Genomic DNA, 17,978 nt, shown 5'->3' with positions numbered 1-17,978 from the left:
ATCACTTGAACTCATTCTTAAACTCCTAATTTCCAGCCAAGGGTACGCATTACATCAGAGAATACGCCCGCTGCCGTTACCTCAGTACCTGCACCGTAACCACGCAGTACTAGTGGAATTGGTTGGTAGTAACGGCTGTAGAATGCGAGTGCGTTCTCGCCATCTTTAATCTTGAACATTGGGTCATCGCCATCGACTGCTGCAATGCGAACCTTACATTTACCATCGGCGATTTCGCCAACATAACGTAGTACTTTGCCCTCTTCAGCCGCTTTCGCAGACTGCTCTTGGAAGTAGGCATCCGCTTCTGGTAGACGCGCCATGAACTCTTCCACGCTACCGGAATCATCAAAACCTGGTGGCAGTGCTTGATCAACTTCTACATCTTCAAGCTCTAGAGCCATTCCCGCTTCACGAGCCAAGATTAGTAGCTTACGTGCGACGTCCATGCCTGAAAGGTCGTCACGTGGGTCTGGTTCTGTAAAGCCGTTGTCTTTCGCAATGTTGGTTGCTTGGCTTAGTGTCATACCTTCATCTAGCTTACCGAAGATGTAAGATAGAGAACCCGATAGAATGCCGTTAAATTTCTCAAGTTCATCACCAGCAGAGATAAGGTTCTGCAAGTTCTCGATAACCGGAAGGCCTGCGCCTACTGTTGTCTCGTACATCAACTTACGACGTGAGTTACGTGCAACTTCACGAAGCTGATGGTAGTAAGCCATGCTTGCTGTGTTTGCTTTCTTGTTCGGTGTAACAACGTGGAAACCCGCCGCTAGGAAGTCAGCATACTGATTTGCAATCGCTTCACTTGAAGTACAATCCACCAAGACTGGGTTGATGATGTGGTTACGCTGAACCAAAGCAGCAAGACGTGGCAAGCTAAACTCTTCAGTTGCGCTGTTCATGCGATCACGCCAGTGATCCAGTGGTAGTCCTTCGCTATCAAGCAGTAGGCCTTTACTGTTTGCTAGGCCACATACGCGGATAACAATGCCTTTCTCTGCCAATTTACCTTGTTGGCGCTTGATTTGATCCACCAGCTCACCACCAACGCCGCCAACACCGACAACGAAGACATCAAGGAAGTGCTTAGAGTTAAATAGGTTTTCGTGACACGCTTTGATCGCTTCAGAGATTTTATCTTCAGGGATCACTGCAGAGATTGCTCGCTCAGAAGAGCCTTGTGCAATCGCGACGATGTTTACGTTCACTTCTGCTAATGACGAGAAGAACTGAGAAGCAACACCGCGTGAAGTACGCATGCCGTCACCAACAAGTGTAACGATAGCTACGTCATCCATGAACTCAACTGGCTCAAGTAGGCCATCTTTCAGTTCAAGTTCAAACGCTTCAGACAATACTTGTTGCGCTTTTTGCTTATCTGCAGATTCGATACAGAAGCTGATGCTGTACTCAGATGATGATTGAGTAATAAGAACGATGGAAACGCCAGCTGAAGACATTGCACCGAAGACACGACTTGCCATGCCAACCATGCCCTTCATACCCGGACCAGACACGTTAACCATTGTCAGGTCACTTAGCGTAGTGATGCCTTTGATTGCAAGATTGTCTTCGCCAGTATCTTGGCCGATAAGAGTGCCAGCACCTTGAGGGTTAAAGCTGTTTTTGATCAAACATGGGATATGGAACTGCGCAATTGGCGCGATTGTTTTAGGGTGAAGAACTGAAGCACCGAAATAAGAAAGCTCCATTGCTTCTTGATAGCTCAATGACTTAAGAAGACGAGCATCATCAACAAGGCGAGGGTCACAGTTGTAAACGCCGTCTACGTCAGTCCAAATTTCACAACAATCGGCACGCAAACACGCTGCTAACACTGCGGCTGAGTAGTCCGAGCCATTTCGGCCTAGTGTTACTAGCTCACCCTTGTCATTACCGGCTGTAAAGCCAGGCATGATGTTTACGTGTCCTTGAGGAAGAGGGTTTTGGCGGAAGTTTTGCGTTGATACATCAACATCGACCATCGCTTCTAGGTGATCACCCTTCGCGTACAAGTACTGAACAGGGTCGATAAGGTTAGCTGGCTGACCTTTTGCCTCTAATACCGCCTTCATTAACTGAATAGAGATACGCTCACCTTTACTGATGATGCGCGCGTTAACGTGGTTAGGACACATGCCTAACAGGTCGATACCATTAACAAACTGACGTAGTTGAGTCAGTGACGTATCCACTTGCTCTTGGAAAGCCGTACCATCTACACCTGGAACCAGTGCTTTGATGTCAGAAAACAGTGCAACAAAAGAAGACTCAATCTCTTTGATTTGAGATTCTGCTTCACCATGTTTAAGTGCTGATTCAATCACCGCAACCAGTTTATTGGTTGTTTTACCCGGTGCTGATAGCACGACCGCTAGCTCTTCTTGCTGGGCATTATTAGCAATGATATCCGCCGCTCTCAAAAAACGATCGGCGTCCGCTAATGATGAACCTCCAAACTTTAAAACTCGCATCCCTTCCTCTCCATAAGTCGTAAAAATGGTATAAAAAAAGGCCTGTATCTTGTGGGATACAGGCCTTTATTTGTAAATCCGTTAGTTAGCAGCCTGCCCCAACAATTGTAATGTCGGTAATAATAATGGTTGTGGTCATTACTAGGTGGCTTGAGTGCTGCATATTCAATTCTCTGCGTTTGCTTATCTCTACGTGTATCAAGTTTTGCTACATCTCGTCAATGAAAAGTTACTTTTTTTTCGCATTCACGACATTTTTCATAGTAAGACGTTATTTAGAGCAGAATGTAGCCATGAAATGCAAGGTATAAAAAATGAACAGAGTTTGCCCCAGATCGCAAAAGCAATCAGTTGCCTATATAGATCGAGCAAAAAGGTATCTAGGTCGTACAGCTAACCATCAAAATCTGTGCTTTAATTAGACAACAAGCGTATATAACAAATAATAACGACATCAGGAGTGGGAAGTGAAAAGATTACTATTTCTTTTAGCCTTTGCTATGCCTGTTATTTGTAGCGCTAACTCATTACCTCTCTTGCCGAGTCAGCTCGACACCTCTGTACACAAATTTTTTATCTCTAGCCAAAGCTCAACCAATGAGTCTTTCGATGTGTGGAAAGTCGACAGCGGCTACTCCTATTCCGTGTTCAAGAACGTTGATCTATTCGTGGGAGCTAGGATCAATAGCGATGCCCTAAGACATGAAAATGGATTTCTCAGTGGTGTGAGCTATCAATTGAGTGATCGCATCTCTTTCAACAGTACTCTGCACACCTACAGCAGTGACGATGATGTCGAACAAGGGAAAGAAAAATTAATTGCGGCTGAGGTGACCAGCCGAGTACAACTGACTGATAACCTAGATCTGCATGCCACTCTCGATTATGAAGAGTGGCAGCAAGGTGTTGAAGTCGGAATTGGTTTCCGCTTCTAAGCTAAGCGACTCTAAGAATTAATGAGAAGCTCTGAAGAGAGTAATACTCCGTTCCAGTCAGCGTAAATGTAATCGCCAGGCTGGATGAGTTGGTTATGGATTGTCAGTGTTACATTAACCTGACCACTACCGCGCTTTTCGGTTTTGAATGGTGAAGATCCGAGTGCTTGAACGCCAAGATCCATCTGCGACATCATACCGACATCACGAATTGCTCCATTGACGATTACCCCTTCCCAACCATTCTCAATCGCTAAAATGGCAAGTTGATCACCCAGCAAGGCTTTTTGGCAAGAGCCATTGCCATCGACCACCAGTACTTTACCTTTGCCATCACCTTCTAACACATCACGAACCTTAGAGTTATCGTGATAGCAACGCACTGTTACAATTTCGCCCCAGAACGCAGCACGTTGGCCGTAATTCTGTAAAGGGAGTCTGAGTAGCGTCACTTTGCTTTCGAACTCATCACATAAGTCCGGTGTTATATCGTGCATATATCCTCCATGAGCGAGACAGGCAGCCCATGCTGCTAGCCCCATGCTTAAAGTAAAAATAAATCCTTTGTTTTCAATCCGTCTATAATAAAAAGACAGCTTATCGCTTCCGAGGTTCCACAGCCTACCTCTGATATGGTTAAGTGTGACTATGGAAGCAAAATATACGAGCCAGTTCGAATAGCCATTCCATATTTATGGCTATTTAATCATTTATAGTGTTGATTAAGCAGTAGCTCATACTAATCAAGTTTGATACCAGACAGCAATTGATATAAATCAACAAAGTGAATGGAATTAACATTATCGCGTTGTTAGCATGCTGTTAACATTATAGAATTCTCAGCAATCACTAACAGAATGATTAAAAGGCGTACTGGATTTACGTTATTGGCAATACTTCAAGGAAGGCAGACAGCTGGAAGTAAGTGTATTTTTGAAAACTTTGAGTTATCATCAAAATTACATTACCTGTATGTTATGTTTTTGCCTAGAATTTATTCTATTAGCACAGTTTCGTCACAAATTTAGGTACCGCCAAAATGCAAACCCCGCAGATTCTTATCGTAGAAGATGAGCAAGTAACTCGTAACACTCTTAAGAGTATTTTTGAAGCAGAGGGATATGCTGTTTTTGAGGCTAGCGACGGTGAAGAGATGCACCAAGTGCTGTCTGACAACCAAGTGAACCTTGTTATCATGGACATCAACCTACCTGGTAAGAACGGCCTTCTACTTGCTCGTGAACTACGTGAGCAAGCAAATGTTGCGCTAATGTTCTTGACTGGTCGTGATAATGAAGTAGACAAAATCCTTGGTCTAGAAATTGGTGCAGATGATTACATCACTAAGCCTTTCAACCCTCGTGAGCTGACTATCCGTGCACGCAACCTTCTGAACCGTTCAATGAGCACAAGCTCTGTTCAAGAAGAGAAGCGCAGCGTTGAGAAGTACGAATTCAACGGTTGGGTTTTGGATATCAACAGCCGCTCTCTAGTAAGCCCAGATGGCGAAGGCTACAAGCTACCTCGCTCTGAGTTCCGTGCACTTCTGCACTTCTGTGAGAACCCAGGCAAGATCCAAACACGTGCAGACCTTCTTAAGAAGATGACTGGCCGTGAGCTTAAGCCACATGACCGTACAGTAGACGTAACTATTCGTCGTATTCGTAAGCACTTTGAATCAGTATCTGGTACTCCAGAAATCATTGCTACGATTCACGGTGAAGGCTACCGCTTCTGTGGTGATCTAGAAGACTAATTCATGTGATGGTTACGCCATCATAGTGAATCGAAAAAGGGAGAATGCTCAGCATCCTCCCTTTTTTAATATCCGTTTCATTCGGCATGAATCACATGCCTAAACATGCTATTCCTACACAAACGTTTCTTTAGTAAACCGTATCAACCTTAACGTCTTTCTCAACCAGCCACTTCACAGTCTCACCATCTTTCAGCTCCACGGCAACATCAACTGGCTGTTCACTGTCGATCTCTAACTGCCACACAAACGCTACTTCCCACTGAGTTTCATTATGCGTTCTTAGGTCTAGGTCATCTGCTGTAATGAGCAGTGTATCCGCACCCTGCTTAACCGTAACACTCTCCACCGCTAGTGATGCCGGTAGCTGTGAGTCAGACTCAAGATAAATAGCACCATGTAGCGTCTTATCTTGCGCTTCACCTATGGTTGGCATTTTATTCAGCCACAGGTTGCTTTTCATTGTGATGGTCGTAGTAGAGACTTCGACTTGGTTATCTTGTTGCCATTCTACTTGTGGTGCAGAACAACCCGCTAATGCCACTACACAGGCGGCGAATGCTAATTTTTTCATTATTCTTCTACCTTTGATTTAACCAACTCTTTAAAACTTCAATGTCGTTCTGATATTCGTTGTTAATTTCATCAACCCAATCTGAAATATTCTCCCACCATGCTGGAAGATCTGGTGATTGCGCTTTTTGCGCCACTTGTTGAATGCGCTTCAAGCCAATCGAACCTGCAGCACCTTTGATCTTATGCGCTTCTGAAACGATATTAGCTTGATCTTTTGCCACCATGTTCGAGTTCAAGATATCCATGTAGTCAGGCATCATCTCCTCAAACATCGCGATGCTGTCGAGCACAGGCTTAGGGCCAACAATATCAACATATGACTCTAGCATCTCAATATCAAGTAAGCTGGTGTCTATCGATGTGGTTTTCGGTTCAACCACTTGCGCTTCCTCAATCACCTGTGGCTTATCGGAGTGCTCCTTTTCTATCAGCTTCGCAATCACATCTTGAATCGCTTTGACTGATAGCGGCTTGCTGATCGCATCGTCCATGCCTTTGTTTAGATACTCTTTCTTGTTGTTGAGTACATTGGCAGTCAGCGCCACCAGCGGCGGTAGCTCAGAGTATTTCTCACGGTAGTACTTAGCAATATCAAAGCCCGTCATATCTGGAAGCTGAATATCCAGTAACACCAGATCGAATTCTTGTGGGTTAAAGGCGATCTGTGCCTCTTTACCTGTCATCACCACCGTGACTTGATGCCCCAAACTTTCTAGCAGCGAGCGAGCAACGGTAACGTTGAGTTCAATATCTTCAACCATGAAGATGTTCAATTGCGACTGTTTTCTTGGCGTCTTCACCAAAGCCTGGGTATCGTGATTAACGGGTACGCGAATCGACACTGTGAAGGTACTGCCAAAGCCCTCTTCACTGCTTACGGTGATATCCCCATCCATCATGTTAATCAGCTGCTTAGAAACGGCCAAGCCAATCCCTGTCCCTACTGCATGTAAGTTATCGGAGCCCGACTTCACTTGGTAATACATCGCAAAAATTTTATCGATTTCACTTTCTGGGATACCGATACCAGTATCTTCCACTTCCATCGTGATGTGTGCGAAATCGTCTTCAATGTCCGCGCTCACCGTCATCACCACACCACCATCTTTGGTGAACTTCATTGCATTGCTGACGAGATTCCATAGCACTTGGCGTAAGCGAGTCCCATCTACTTCGACTGCGGTTGGCAGGTCAGACAATCTCTCCAGATCAAACCTCAATCCTTTTTGTTCCGCCATCAATGCAGAGATACTCTCCATCTCAGAAACAAAATCTTCGAAGTTAATTGGCGTTGGGAACAGCTCAAGCTTGCGTCGATCAAACTTATCCATATCGATAATATCGTTAAAGATATTACCAAGCGTAACCGCACTGACTTTAATGGTCTGCATGTGCTTGCGTTGCTCTGTAGTCAGTTGACTATCGAGCAGCATACGACTTAAGCCGACAATGCCATTTAGCGGAGTACGTAATTCATGGCTAATGGTTGAAATAAACGTGGTCTTATCGCGGCTGGCTTTCTCAAGCGACTCTTGATGCTCTTTGCGTTCGGTAATATCACGTCCAAAACCAACCAAACCAAGATGGCGACCATCCTTGCTGTAGAAAGGTACTTTACGCAGCTCGAAGTAGTTCTTGCGTCCGTCTGGATACTCAAGCCACTGCTCGTAAGTGACGGCTTGGTTATCTGCAAAGACCTTTTCATCGGTTTCAACAACTTGTTGAGCTACCTCTTTGCTGTAGACATCCCAAGGGGTTAGGCCCACTAGGTCTTTCTCTGTTTTACCAGTTAGCTCTTCAACCGCTCGGTTACAACCAGAGAAAACGCCATCTTCGTTTCGGTAATAGATAAGGTCAGGAGATGCATCAATGAATGAGCGAAGCAGCGCAGTGCGTTCTGCGAGTTCGAGTTGAGTGCGCTCGCGCTGAAAGACTTCGTTTTCTAGGTCATGCATTGCTTCAGCACGCGCCTCTTCGGCCTTTTCACGCTCTTCAATTTCTTGATTCAGTTTCTCGATATTAAGCTGCAGTTTGCTGTTTAGCTCTTGGTCACGTTCACGCATGTCGCCGAGCTTAGAAACCAGCTTTGCTAAACGCTGACGAGACTCTTCGAGCTGATCGACAACCACAGAAAGGAAATAGACGGCCCAAGGCGTGATAACGAGACCAAAGAAGACAGAACGGACAATATCGATATCATCGACATTACCTTTGAGAGCCAGTGTGATACCAACTTGAACCACGACCGCAAGCGCGACCAGTGCTAATGCGAGGAGAATAGAGAATCGGACGATACCCAGCTTTACGAGAAGATCAACGTAATACTGGGCGAGATTTTTCATGGGTTTCATTTAGCGCTCCATGCGATAAGACTAGCAATATTCTACCCTGTTTAGACAAGGGAGGTAAGCTAGCCACATCACATGCAACACCCATCCCACCATTTAATTGAGCTTATCTAGTGCCAGTGAATGACTCATGAGTCCAAGGTATGAAGACGCCCCGTTGAGTTAGGGTGGACACTGGTCTGGTTACGACCGTTCGCTTTAGCCTGATAGAGCGCGCTATCTGCCAACGCAACCGCCGATTCCATCTCATCATCCAGCGTTGGGATATAAGAAACCACACCGATACTGACTGTCACCCACTCAGAAATCTGTGACTTTTCGTGAACAATCCCTAAGCTTTGGATCTCATCATGAATACGTTGCGCCACCAGCTGAGCACCTTCCGTCGCCGTATTCGGCAGTATGAAGGCAAACTCTTCGCCACCATAACGTGCAACACAGTCAGAGGAGCGGTTCAGAACACGTTTGAAGGCTTTCGATACTTGGATCAAGGCATCATCACCCTGTTGGTGACCATAGAAATCGTTGTAGCCTTTGAAGTAGTCAATATCGCATAGCATGATGGTCAGAGGCTGCCTTTCTCGAACATGGAAGTGCCACAAGGTAGAAAGTTGCTCATCAAAACGACGGCGGTTAGATACCTGAGTCAGGCTATCCAAGAAGCTCAAACGCTCTAGCTCAAGATTAGCCTCTTCCAGTTTCTGCTCAGCGAGGTAGCGCTCAGAGATATCACGCGCCATGATCAAGACACCACTGGTACTTGATGCCGGATCTTTAAATGGCGATTTCACCACGTCATACCACGTCTGCTCACCATCACTTGAGACAACTTTATCGATATAGCGCAGGGATTTCCCTTGATGCAGAACTTGATGATCAGAGTCAGAGAGACGCAAGTACATGCTGTTTGGCACCACGTCTTGAAGGCGCTTACCCACCAAATCACTGACTTCAGAGATCCCCAAAGCGGCGACAAACGGTTTATTACACGCTTGATAGACCATGTTTTCGTTGAAGATACCGATCGAGTCTGGACTTGCCTCTAAAATATTTTGAAGAATGGTATCTCTCTGAGCCAGAGCCACCTCGGTGTCTTTACGCTTCTCCATCTCATCACGCAGTTGTTGTTGCATGTCGTGCCAATCCGTCACGTCATGACTAATAGAGAGCGTTCCAATCTTCTCGCCATTTCCATCAATCAACACGCTTTGATAGGTTTCAAGCAGGCAACTCTTTCCCTCTTGATCCGTCGTCCAACTGCGTTGACTGACTCGTCCTTTGAGCACGCCACTCGACACACTCAGCGTGCCCTCTTCTAATCGACCATGCCAAAACTTCTTGAACGAGCGATTACTGGCAACAAGTTCACCCTTTTGATCTTTTACATGAATCAATTCTGATAGTGAATCCAAGGCAGTTCGAGCAATATTTAGCTCTCGCAACTCTTGAGATTGTTCTTCACTAGAGTATTTGTGCGGCGTTGGGTAGATCATCCATACGCGTTTACCACGAAAGATCATCTTGCGCCCTAGCATGTGGATCTTACAGGATTCAAACTCGGATAACGCCCACATCAAACGTTGTTCGAAGGAGTGGCTACTTTGGTGATTAGACAGACTTTCAGTAAAAGCGGTTTTGCAGTCATTGGTTGGATAGCGGAAGTGAGTCCCCATCTGACGGATACCCAATAACTGCATGGCTTGGCGATTTGTATATACGATTTCACCGCTCTTTAAATCGACCATACACAAAGGTGTTGGCGTAGCGAGCAGCAAGTGTTCGATATGCGCTTGATAACGGGAATAGAGATACCAGCCGAACAAGGTAAACAGTAGAAGGGTAACAATAAACGATCCATAGCAAATCGCGTTGTCCCACAACCAAGTCATCAACGGTTCCATCTACCCTCTATCTATACACATCTCTAATAAGGGCAGATGTTATCATCAATTGATCTTTTTATCTCTAAAAGCCGCAAAGGGTTACTTCAGAGTGGAATTGAGCAGTGGCAGCGTGTACTCAAAGGCATCACCATTCTTACAACCTTGCGCGCCGCTTCTATCTAACGAACGACCAATCTCTGTCATCGCCAGCCAACGGTTTTCACACCACAATGGCGATAACAAGGTGGGTCTGCGTGCTGCGGAAGAGACACGATGATAAATGACCTCAGCCGGAGTGCGCTGAATCATCTCAGTGGCGATATCAACATACTCTTCGAGTGATGGCGCCTCTAACTTTCCGGCTTTCCAAGCCTTTGCCATAGTGCTGCCTTCAACAATATGTAAACCGTGCAGTTTGATTCCGTCAGTACCGACGTTTAAAACACGCTCCAAGGTTTCAAGGTTGTCGGCTTTGGTCTCTTTCGGTAGGCCGACAATTAAATGCGTACATACCTTGATTCCAAGAGCTCTGGCGCGCTTGGTAATGCTCTCGTAGATAGCAAAGTCATGACCACGATTGATGCGCTTCAACGTTTGATCATTTGCCGTTTGCAGTCCCAACTCCAACCAGATATCGTAACCTTGCTTAACGTAGCCCGAGAGCAACTCTAGTACGGAATCTGGCACGCAGTCAGGGCGTGTGCCAACACATAGACCAACGATATCGGCACCCGGTGCTTTTAACGCTTCTTCATACATGTTTTTGAGCACCTGAACCTCTGCATAGGTGCTGGTATAAGCCTGAAAATACGCCAAATATTTCTTGGCACGTGCAATCTCACCCGCTCTATCTGTCAGTTGAGCAGCAATACTTTGAACCTGAGTCTCTTCATCGGCAAAAGAAGCAACATTACAAAAAGTGCAGCCACCTCGGCCTATCGTTCCATCACGGTTAGGGCAACTGAAACCACCATGTAAAGTCAGTTTATGAACCTTTTCGCCGTAGCGACGTTGGAGATCTTGACCAATCGTATTGACCAATTCGTGTAATTGCATGAGAGATGCACCAAGCTAAATAAGAATGAATATCAATTTCATCTATGAAAGTTAATTACAGGATTTCATAAATAAAGCCAGGCAGCTTACTGAAAAGCATTTGCGAGACACCTAACAAATATCAATAAAAATGCAAAAAAACGGCTCTATTTGCCTAATGTTGCACAAATGTTATGCAAAAAATTCAATTCAAAACGAAAAAAATGGTCTACATCGTTCAACTTTCATTGCAATTATCCTTAACAAAATTGTAGGATACTTACACATATTGGCCTTTTTTGAGTATTTTATTACAACTCAAACTTGCTAATAAATCGGTGTTATCCAAATCCCACCTATATAAACCACTAGTTTGTGGTCAAAAAAAAACGGATATCACTAAGGATTGTTTTTCTCGCAAAATTTTTCCTGCGAGAGACAGAAAGGACTCAAACCGCCAACACAGGGCAGGTTTAGACTCATAAATATAAAAGGACAAGGCTGACGAAGTGCAAACTAGTTACGCCTAGATTTAACTGGAAGGATGTATCTATGGTAGATCAAGAGCAGAACTCACAGGGTCTGTATACTCCTGAATTGGAGCATGACGCTTGTGGTATCGGTTTTGTAGCTCACCTCAAAAACCGTAAGTCTCATGAAGTAGTGACCCAAGCACTAGATATGCTAGCTCGAATGGAACACCGTGGCGGCCAAGGCTGCGATCCGTGTTCAGGTGATGGCGCAGGTATCTTGCTGCAGAAACCACACGAGTTTCTACTTGAAGAGACGGTAAAGCTGGGTATTAAGCTGCCATCTTTTGAAAAATACGGTGTTGGTGTTGTACTTTTCCCTAAAGATGAACACAAACGTGCACAGTGTCGCGATATTCTGGAGCGCAATGCACAACGCCTAGAGTTAGAAGTGATTGGTTACCGTGTGTTGCCTACTGATAACTCAATGATCGGCGCAGATCCACTGAGCACTGAGCCTCAATTTGAACATGTATTTATCTCTGGTGGTCCAGGTATCACACCTGAAGAGCTAGAGCGTAAACTGTACGTTCTACGTAACTACACGGTTCGAGTATGCCTTGAGAGTGTGTCTAACATTGGTGACGACTTCTACATCAACTCTATGTCTTACAAGACGGTTGTGTACAAAGGTCAGCTCACCACTGAACAAGTACCTCAGTACTTCCTAGACCTACAAAACCCAACGATGGTGAGTGCTCTAGCACTGGTTCACTCTCGTTTCTCTACCAATACATTCCCTCGCTGGCGTCTAGCACAGCCTTTCCGTTACATCGCTCACAACGGTGAAATCAACACAGTTCGCGGTAACCTGAACTGGATGAAGGCACGTGAAGCGATCATCGAATCTGACCTGTTTACTCAGGCTGAGATCGACATGCTACTTCCTATCTGTCAGGAAGGTAGCTCGGATTCATCTAACTTCGATATGGCACTTGAGCTCCTAGTTCTATCTGGTCGCAGCCTGCCACATGCGTTGATGATGATGATCCCTGAAGCATGGCAAGAAAACAAAAACATGGACCCAACTCGTCGCGCGTTCTACCAATACCACGCGAACGTGATGGAACCGTGGGATGGCCCAGCATCAGTTTGTTTCACCGATGGTGTTCAAGTAGGTGCAACGCTTGACCGTAACGGTCTGCGTCCTTCTCGCTACACAGTGACTAAAGATGACTTCCTAGTAATGGCTTCTGAGTCTGGTGTTGTTGAGATTGAGCCTGAGAACGTTGAGTTCCGTGGTCGTCTACAACCAGGTCGTATCTTCGTTGCTGACCTAGAGCAAGGCCGCATCATTTCTGATGAAGAAGTGAAAGATGGCATTGCATCAGCACAACCATACGAAAAGTGGGTTGAAGAGAACCTACTGAGCCTGAAGAAGCTGCCGGATGCGAGCAACGAATTCAGCCAACCTTCACCAGAGAAGCTACTGCACAAGCAGCAAGCGTTTGGTGTCAGCTCAGAAGAAGTTAACGAAATCATTGTACCGATGGCGAAAGATGGTAAAGAGCCACTTTCTGCAATGGGTGCCGACTGGCCACTAGCGATTCTATCGCACCAGTCACAACATCTATCAAACTACTTTAAGCAGCTGTTTGCTCAGGTAACTAACCCGCCGATCGACCCGATCCGTGAGCGTATGGTTATGTCTCTGAACACTTACCTAGGTAAAGATCAGAACCTACTTGCAGAGTCTCCAGAACACTGTCAAAAAGTAGAGCTTGAATCTCCAGTTCTATCTAACTCTGAGCTAGAAAAACTGCGTGCTATCGATAACGAGCACCTTCAAGCTAAAACGCTAGACATCGTATTCCAAGCAAGCGAAGACGAAGGCAAACTTGAGCGTGCACTTAAACGTATCTGCCAGTACGCAGAAGACGCAGTTATCGATGGTTACTCAATCATCCTACTAACTGACCGTGCGGTTAACTCTAACCACGCGGCTATCCCAGCAATGCTGGCGGTTGGCGCTGTTCACCATCACCTAATCCGTAAGGGTCTACGTGCGAAGTGTGACATCGTGGTTGAAACAGGTGACGCACGTGAAACGCACCACTTTGCCACTCTGATCGGTTACGGTGCAAACGCAGTGAACCCATACCTAGTTATCGAAACTATGGTTGACCTGCAACGTACGAAGAAACTTGATCCAGAAACAGACATTCGCGAACTGTTCGAGAACTACCGTAAGTCAATCAACGGCGGTCTTCTGAAGATCTTCTCGAAGATGGGTATCTCAACGCTACAGTCTTACCACGGTGCACAGATCTTTGAAGCATTGGGTATCAGTAAGTCTGTGGTTGATAAGTACTTCACAGGTACAGTTTCACGTATCCAAGGTCTAACGATCGATGATATCGCTAAGGAAGTTCTAGTACGTCACCGTATCGGCTTCCCAACGCGTGAAATCCCAGTACAAGTTCTAGATGTAGGTGGTGTTTACCAGTGGAAACAGCGTGGCGAAAAACACCTATTTAACCCTGAAACCATCTCACTACTGCAAGAGTCAACACGTAACAAAGACTACGCTCAGTTCAAGAAATACGCGAAAGCGGTTGATGACCAAGGCGATAACGCGGCAACACTACGTAGCCAGCTCGACTTTGTTAAGAACCCAGCAGGTTCAATCCCACTAGAAGAAGTTGAGCCTATCGAAAACATCCTGAAGCGTTTCGCAACAGGTGCAATGTCATTCGGTTCGATCTCTTACGAAGCGCACTCAACGCTAGCCGTTGCGATGAACCGTATCGGCGCGAAGTCGAACTCTGGTGAGGGTGGTGAAGACCCAATGCGTTTCGAGCGCAAAGAGAACGGCGACTGGGAACGCTCTGCAATCAAACAGGTTGCTTCAGGTCGTTTCGGTGTGACGTCTTACTACCTAACTAACGCAGATGAGCTACAAATCAAGATGGCTCAAGGCGCGAAACCAGGTGAAGGTGGTCAGCTACCAGGTGACAAGGTTGATGACTGGATCGGTGCAACACGTCACTCGACTCCGGGCGTAGGTCTAATCTCGCCACCACCACACCACGATATCTACTCAATCGAAGATTTGGCTCAGCTTATCTACGACTTGAAGAACGCGAACCGTGCTGGCCGCGTAAACGTGAAGCTCGTATCGGAAGCAGGTGTAGGTACCATCGCATCAGGTGTTGCGAAAGCAAAAGCTGACGTTGTCCTTATCGCTGGTTTCGATGGCGGTACAGGTGCATCACCAATGTCGTCTATCCGTCACACAGGTCTACCTTGGGAGCTTGGTCTAGCGGAAACGCACCAAACGCTTCTGAAGAACGGCCTACGTAACCGTATCGTGGTTCAGTCTGATGGTCAGATGAAGACGCCGCGCGACCTTGCAGTCGCAACACTACTGGGTGCAGAGGAGTGGGGTGTAGCAACAGCAGCGCTGGTTGTTGAAGGCTGTATCATGATGCGTAAGTGTCATAAGAACACCTGTCCTGTGGGTATCGCAACTCAGAACAAGACGCTACGTGAGCGCTTCGATGGCCGCGTAGAAGACGTAGTGACTTTCTTCCAGTACATGGCTGAAGGTCTACGTGAAGTGATGGCTGAGCTTGGCTACCGCACTATCGATGAGATGGTTGGTCAGTCACACAAACTGAAAGTTCGTGAAGACATCCAACACTGGAAATACAAGAACCTAGATCTGTCTCCTGTTCTTCACATTGAGCAAGCTCGTGACGAAGATGGTGTTTACAACCAAACACAGCAAAACCACAACCTAGAAGAAGTTCTTGACCGTAAGTTGATTCAAGCTGCGATTCCAGCACTTGAGAAAGGCGAAGCTGTCGATGCAGAATTCCCTATCATCAACACGGACCGTTCTGCGGGTACTATGCTGTCGAACGAAATCTCGAAGGTTTACAAAGACGCAGGTCTACCTCAACCAATGAACGTTAAGTTTAACGGTTCTGCTGGTCAATCATTCGGTGCTTTCCTTGCTAAGGGCGTGAAGTTCGAAGTGGAAGGTGATGCGAACGATTACTGGGGTAAAGGTCTATCTGGCGGTACGCTAGTACTTTACCCAGACGCGAAATCAACCATCGTTGCTGAAGATAACATCGTTGTAGGTAACGTATGTTTCTACGGTGCGACCTCTGGTGAATCATACATCCGCGGTATGGCGGGTGAGCGTTTCTGTGTACGTAACTCAGGCGCGAAAGTGGTTGTAGAGGGTGTTGGTGACCACGGTTGTGAATACATGACTGGTGGTGTCGCGGTTATCCTTGGCTCAACGGGTCGTAACTTTGCGGCAGGTATGAGTGGCGGTGTGGCTTATGTTTGGGATAAGTCGGGCGACTTTGAAACTAAGCTAAACCCTGAACTAGTAGACCTAGATCCAATCGAAGAAGAAGATCGTGAACTACTGAAAGAGATGCTAACTAAGCAGGTTCAATTCACAGGAAGTGAAGTTGCTCAGTCTTTCCTAGACAACTTTGAAGCAAGCCTAACCTCAATGGTTAAGGTGATGCCGCGCGACTACAAAGCGGTACTTCAAAAGCGTAAGGCTGAAGCAGAGCAAGCACAAACGGAACAAGTGGAGGCAGTATAATGGGTAAGCCTACTGGATTTTTAGAACACGGTCGTGAGCTTCCTAAGAAGCTCGACCCATCAGTTCGTATCGAAGACAACAAAGAGTTCGTACTCAACGAAGAGTTTGGTGACAAGATCAATACTCAGGCTTCTCGTTGTATGGACTGTGGTGTCCCTTTCTGTCACAGCGGTTGTCCGATTGGTAACATCATCCCAGAATTTAACGATGCGGTTTACCGTGATAGCTGGGAAGAAGCTTGGAACATTCTAAGCTCAACCAACAACTTCCCTGAATTCACAGGTCGTGTGTGCCCTTCTCCTTGTGAGAGCGCATGTGTACTTGGTATCAACCAAGACCCAATCACTATCTGTAACATCGAGAAAACGATTGTAGAAACTGCGTACCGTGAAGGGTACGCAAAACCTAAAACACCACGTTCACGCACCGGCAAGACAATCGCAATCATCGGTTCTGGCCCTGCAGGTCTTGCAGCGGCAGAGCAGCTCAACAGTGCTGGTCACTCAGTAACCGTATTTGAGCGTGATGAGAAAGTTGGCGGTCTACTGCGTTTTGGTATCCCTGATTTCAAACTGGGTATGGACGTGATTGATCGTAAGATCAACCTAATGGCTGAAGCGGGTGTTGAGTTCAAAGTAAACCAACACATCGGTGTTGATGTGAATGCTCAACAACTTCGTCAAGAGTTCGATGTTGTGCTACTAACCGGTGGCTCAACAGTGCCACGTGATCTTCCAGTTCCAGGTCGTGAACTGAAAGGTGTTCACTTCGCAATGGAATTCCTAGGTCAAAACAACCGCCGTGCAAACGGTATGGATCTGAAGACTGAAGAGATTCACGCAAAAGATAAGCACGTTGTAGTTATCGGTGGTGGTGATACGGGCTCTGACTGTGTGGGTACTTCTAACCGTCATAAAGCAGCAAGCGTTACTCAGGTTGAGATCATGCCGATCCCGCCAGAGAAGCGCCCAGCGAATATGCCTTGGCCTCAGTATCCAATGATCATGAAGACAACTACTTCTCATGAAGAAGGTTGTGAGCGTCACTGGAATATCCTGACTAAAGAATTTATCGGTAACGATAAAGGCGAAGTCACTGGTCTACGTATTGCTGACATCGTTTGGCAAGATGCTAAGCCAGGTGAACGCCCAGGATTTGAAGAAGTGGCAAACTCAGAGCGTGTGATTCCATGTGATATGGCATTCCTAGCGATGGGCTTCCTACATCCAGAACCAACAGGCGTACTTGCTCAACTTGATATCAAACTGGATGATCGCGGTAACGTTGCGACTGACGGCTTTGCAACTAACCAAAAAGGTGTGTTTGCAGCGGGTGATATGCGTACTGGTCAATCTCTGGTTGTACGCTGTATCAACGAAGGTCGTGAATGTGCGATTGCTATCGATGATTTCCTAATGGGCAACTCTAACCTAGAAGCGAAAGCCAACTCTTTGATGCTTTCAGCATAGAATTTTAATAACAATTCCTTCCAAACTTTTGGCCAACACTCTGTGTTGGCCTTTTTTGTTTCTGCAATACTGCCCCCTTCTAATTTATCTATTTATCCATTTTTTATGAATTAAGACGAAAAAATGACATGTAACAAAAATGATTAATAATCATTATCAACTGGGTTAATAAGTCTAGAAAACACAACAAAACAATAGAAAAAATCATAACTTGGTCATTTTTAGTGCGCATTTTCAGATTAATTAACTATTCAAAATACTCCTAGCTAGAAAACCAACTACTTGCTATCAATTTTTTAACATGATAAGTATGGAGATCGCTTTAATAGAACAAGAATCGTTCAAATAAGAAAACCAACACTTTCTGCAGGAGCAGTCTAGTTGGTTTCCCCACTCGAT

General features: G+C 45.8%; 10 protein-coding genes and 1 other annotated feature. Of the genes, 4 read left to right on the top strand and 6 right to left on the bottom strand.

What is annotated here, in order from left to right; translation table 11 throughout:
• Positions 1-17: 17 nt before the first annotated feature.
• Positions 18-2,477 (bottom strand): bifunctional aspartate kinase/homoserine dehydrogenase I, encoded by a 2,460-nt coding sequence (gene thrA, locus OCV50_RS02385; RefSeq protein WP_261903614.1) that lies wholly within the window; start codon positions 2,475-2,477, stop codon positions 18-20.
• 31 nt (positions 2,478-2,508) lie between these two features.
• Positions 2,509-2,624: a sequence feature (Thr leader region), on the bottom strand.
• Between the two features lie 320 nt (positions 2,625-2,944).
• On the opposite strand from thrA, the gene OCV50_RS02380 reads away from it, so the two are divergent.
• The gene (locus OCV50_RS02380; RefSeq protein WP_261903613.1) at positions 2,945-3,412 is read left to right on the top strand and encodes a ribonuclease regulator; all 468 of its coding nucleotides are present in this window, start codon (positions 2,945-2,947) and stop codon (positions 3,410-3,412) included.
• 11 nt (positions 3,413-3,423) lie between these two features.
• On the opposite strand, the gene OCV50_RS02375 is transcribed toward OCV50_RS02380, so the two are convergent.
• Positions 3,424-3,909: a putative 4-hydroxy-4-methyl-2-oxoglutarate aldolase gene (locus tag OCV50_RS02375; RefSeq protein ID WP_261903612.1), complete on the bottom strand. Its 486-nt coding sequence runs from the start codon at positions 3,907-3,909 to the stop codon at positions 3,424-3,426.
• Between the two features lie 542 nt (positions 3,910-4,451).
• Here OCV50_RS02375 and arcA point away from each other — a divergent pair.
• Positions 4,452-5,168, top strand: a complete 717-nt coding sequence (gene arcA / locus OCV50_RS02370) for a two-component system response regulator ArcA (protein WP_004741534.1) — start codon at positions 4,452-4,454, stop codon at positions 5,166-5,168.
• Between the two features lie 130 nt (positions 5,169-5,298).
• Here arcA and OCV50_RS02365 read toward each other — a convergent pair whose 3' ends face one another.
• The 4 genes from OCV50_RS02365 to OCV50_RS02350 all read right to left on the bottom strand — a co-directional run bounded on the left by OCV50_RS02365 (position 5,299) and on the right by OCV50_RS02350 (position 11,031).
• Positions 5,299-5,742 carry a hypothetical protein gene (locus OCV50_RS02365; protein ID WP_239841568.1) on the bottom strand — a complete coding sequence of 148 codons (444 nt, stop codon included), beginning with the start codon at positions 5,740-5,742 and terminating at the stop codon, positions 5,299-5,301.
• Between the two features lie 7 nt (positions 5,743-5,749).
• Entirely contained in the window at positions 5,750-8,095 is a 2,346-nt protein-coding gene (arcB, locus tag OCV50_RS02360; protein WP_261903611.1) for an aerobic respiration two-component sensor histidine kinase ArcB, read from the bottom strand.
• Between the two features lie 125 nt (positions 8,096-8,220).
• Positions 8,221-9,993 (bottom strand): diguanylate cyclase domain-containing protein, encoded by a 1,773-nt coding sequence (locus OCV50_RS02355; protein WP_261903610.1) that lies wholly within the window; start codon positions 9,991-9,993, stop codon positions 8,221-8,223.
• Positions 9,994-10,074: 81 nt separating this feature from the next.
• A complete protein-coding gene (locus tag OCV50_RS02350; RefSeq protein WP_261903609.1) occupies positions 10,075-11,031 on the bottom strand; it encodes a TIGR01212 family radical SAM protein in 957 nt (318 codons plus the stop codon).
• Between the two features lie 531 nt (positions 11,032-11,562).
• On the opposite strand from OCV50_RS02350, the gene gltB reads away from it, so the two are divergent.
• Positions 11,563-16,110, top strand: coding sequence for a glutamate synthase large subunit (gltB, locus tag OCV50_RS02345; protein ID WP_261903608.1), 4,548 nt, complete (start codon positions 11,563-11,565; stop codon positions 16,108-16,110).
• A complete protein-coding gene (locus tag OCV50_RS02340) occupies positions 16,110-17,579 on the top strand; it encodes a glutamate synthase subunit beta (RefSeq protein WP_239841573.1) in 1,470 nt (489 codons plus the stop codon). The genes gltB and OCV50_RS02340 overlap by 1 nt, the downstream gene beginning before the upstream one ends.
• Positions 17,580-17,978 lie beyond the last annotated feature (399 nt).

The organism is Vibrio fortis (genome assembly GCF_024347475.1).
In the GTDB taxonomy this organism is placed as follows: domain Bacteria; phylum Pseudomonadota; class Gammaproteobacteria; order Enterobacterales; family Vibrionaceae; genus Vibrio; species Vibrio fortis.
The sequence above is the reverse complement of the archived record's forward strand: the minus strand, read 5'-3'. Positions and strand labels throughout refer to the sequence as shown.

Excerpts from the sequence above, each read along its gene's own strand:
- thrA (WP_261903614.1), bottom strand. The coding sequence starts at position 2,477 with ATGCGAGTTTTAAAGTTTGGAGGTTCATCATTAGCGGACGCCGATCGT.
- OCV50_RS02375 (WP_261903612.1), bottom strand. The coding sequence starts at position 3,909 with ATGCACGATATAACACCGGACTTATGTGATGAGTTCGAAAGCAAAGTG.
- arcA (WP_004741534.1), top strand. The coding sequence starts at position 4,452 with ATGCAAACCCCGCAGATTCTTATCGTAGAAGATGAGCAAGTAACTCGT.
- OCV50_RS02365 (WP_239841568.1), bottom strand. The coding sequence starts at position 5,742 with ATGAAAAAATTAGCATTCGCCGCCTGTGTAGTGGCATTAGCGGGTTGT.
- arcB (WP_261903611.1), bottom strand. The coding sequence starts at position 8,095 with ATGAAACCCATGAAAAATCTCGCCCAGTATTACGTTGATCTTCTCGTA.
- OCV50_RS02355 (WP_261903610.1), bottom strand. The coding sequence starts at position 9,993 with ATGGAACCGTTGATGACTTGGTTGTGGGACAACGCGATTTGCTATGGA.
- OCV50_RS02350 (WP_261903609.1), bottom strand. The coding sequence starts at position 11,031 with ATGCAATTACACGAATTGGTCAATACGATTGGTCAAGATCTCCAACGT.
- gltB (WP_261903608.1), top strand. The coding sequence starts at position 11,563 with ATGGTAGATCAAGAGCAGAACTCACAGGGTCTGTATACTCCTGAATTG.
- OCV50_RS02340 (WP_239841573.1), top strand. The coding sequence starts at position 16,110 with ATGGGTAAGCCTACTGGATTTTTAGAACACGGTCGTGAGCTTCCTAAG.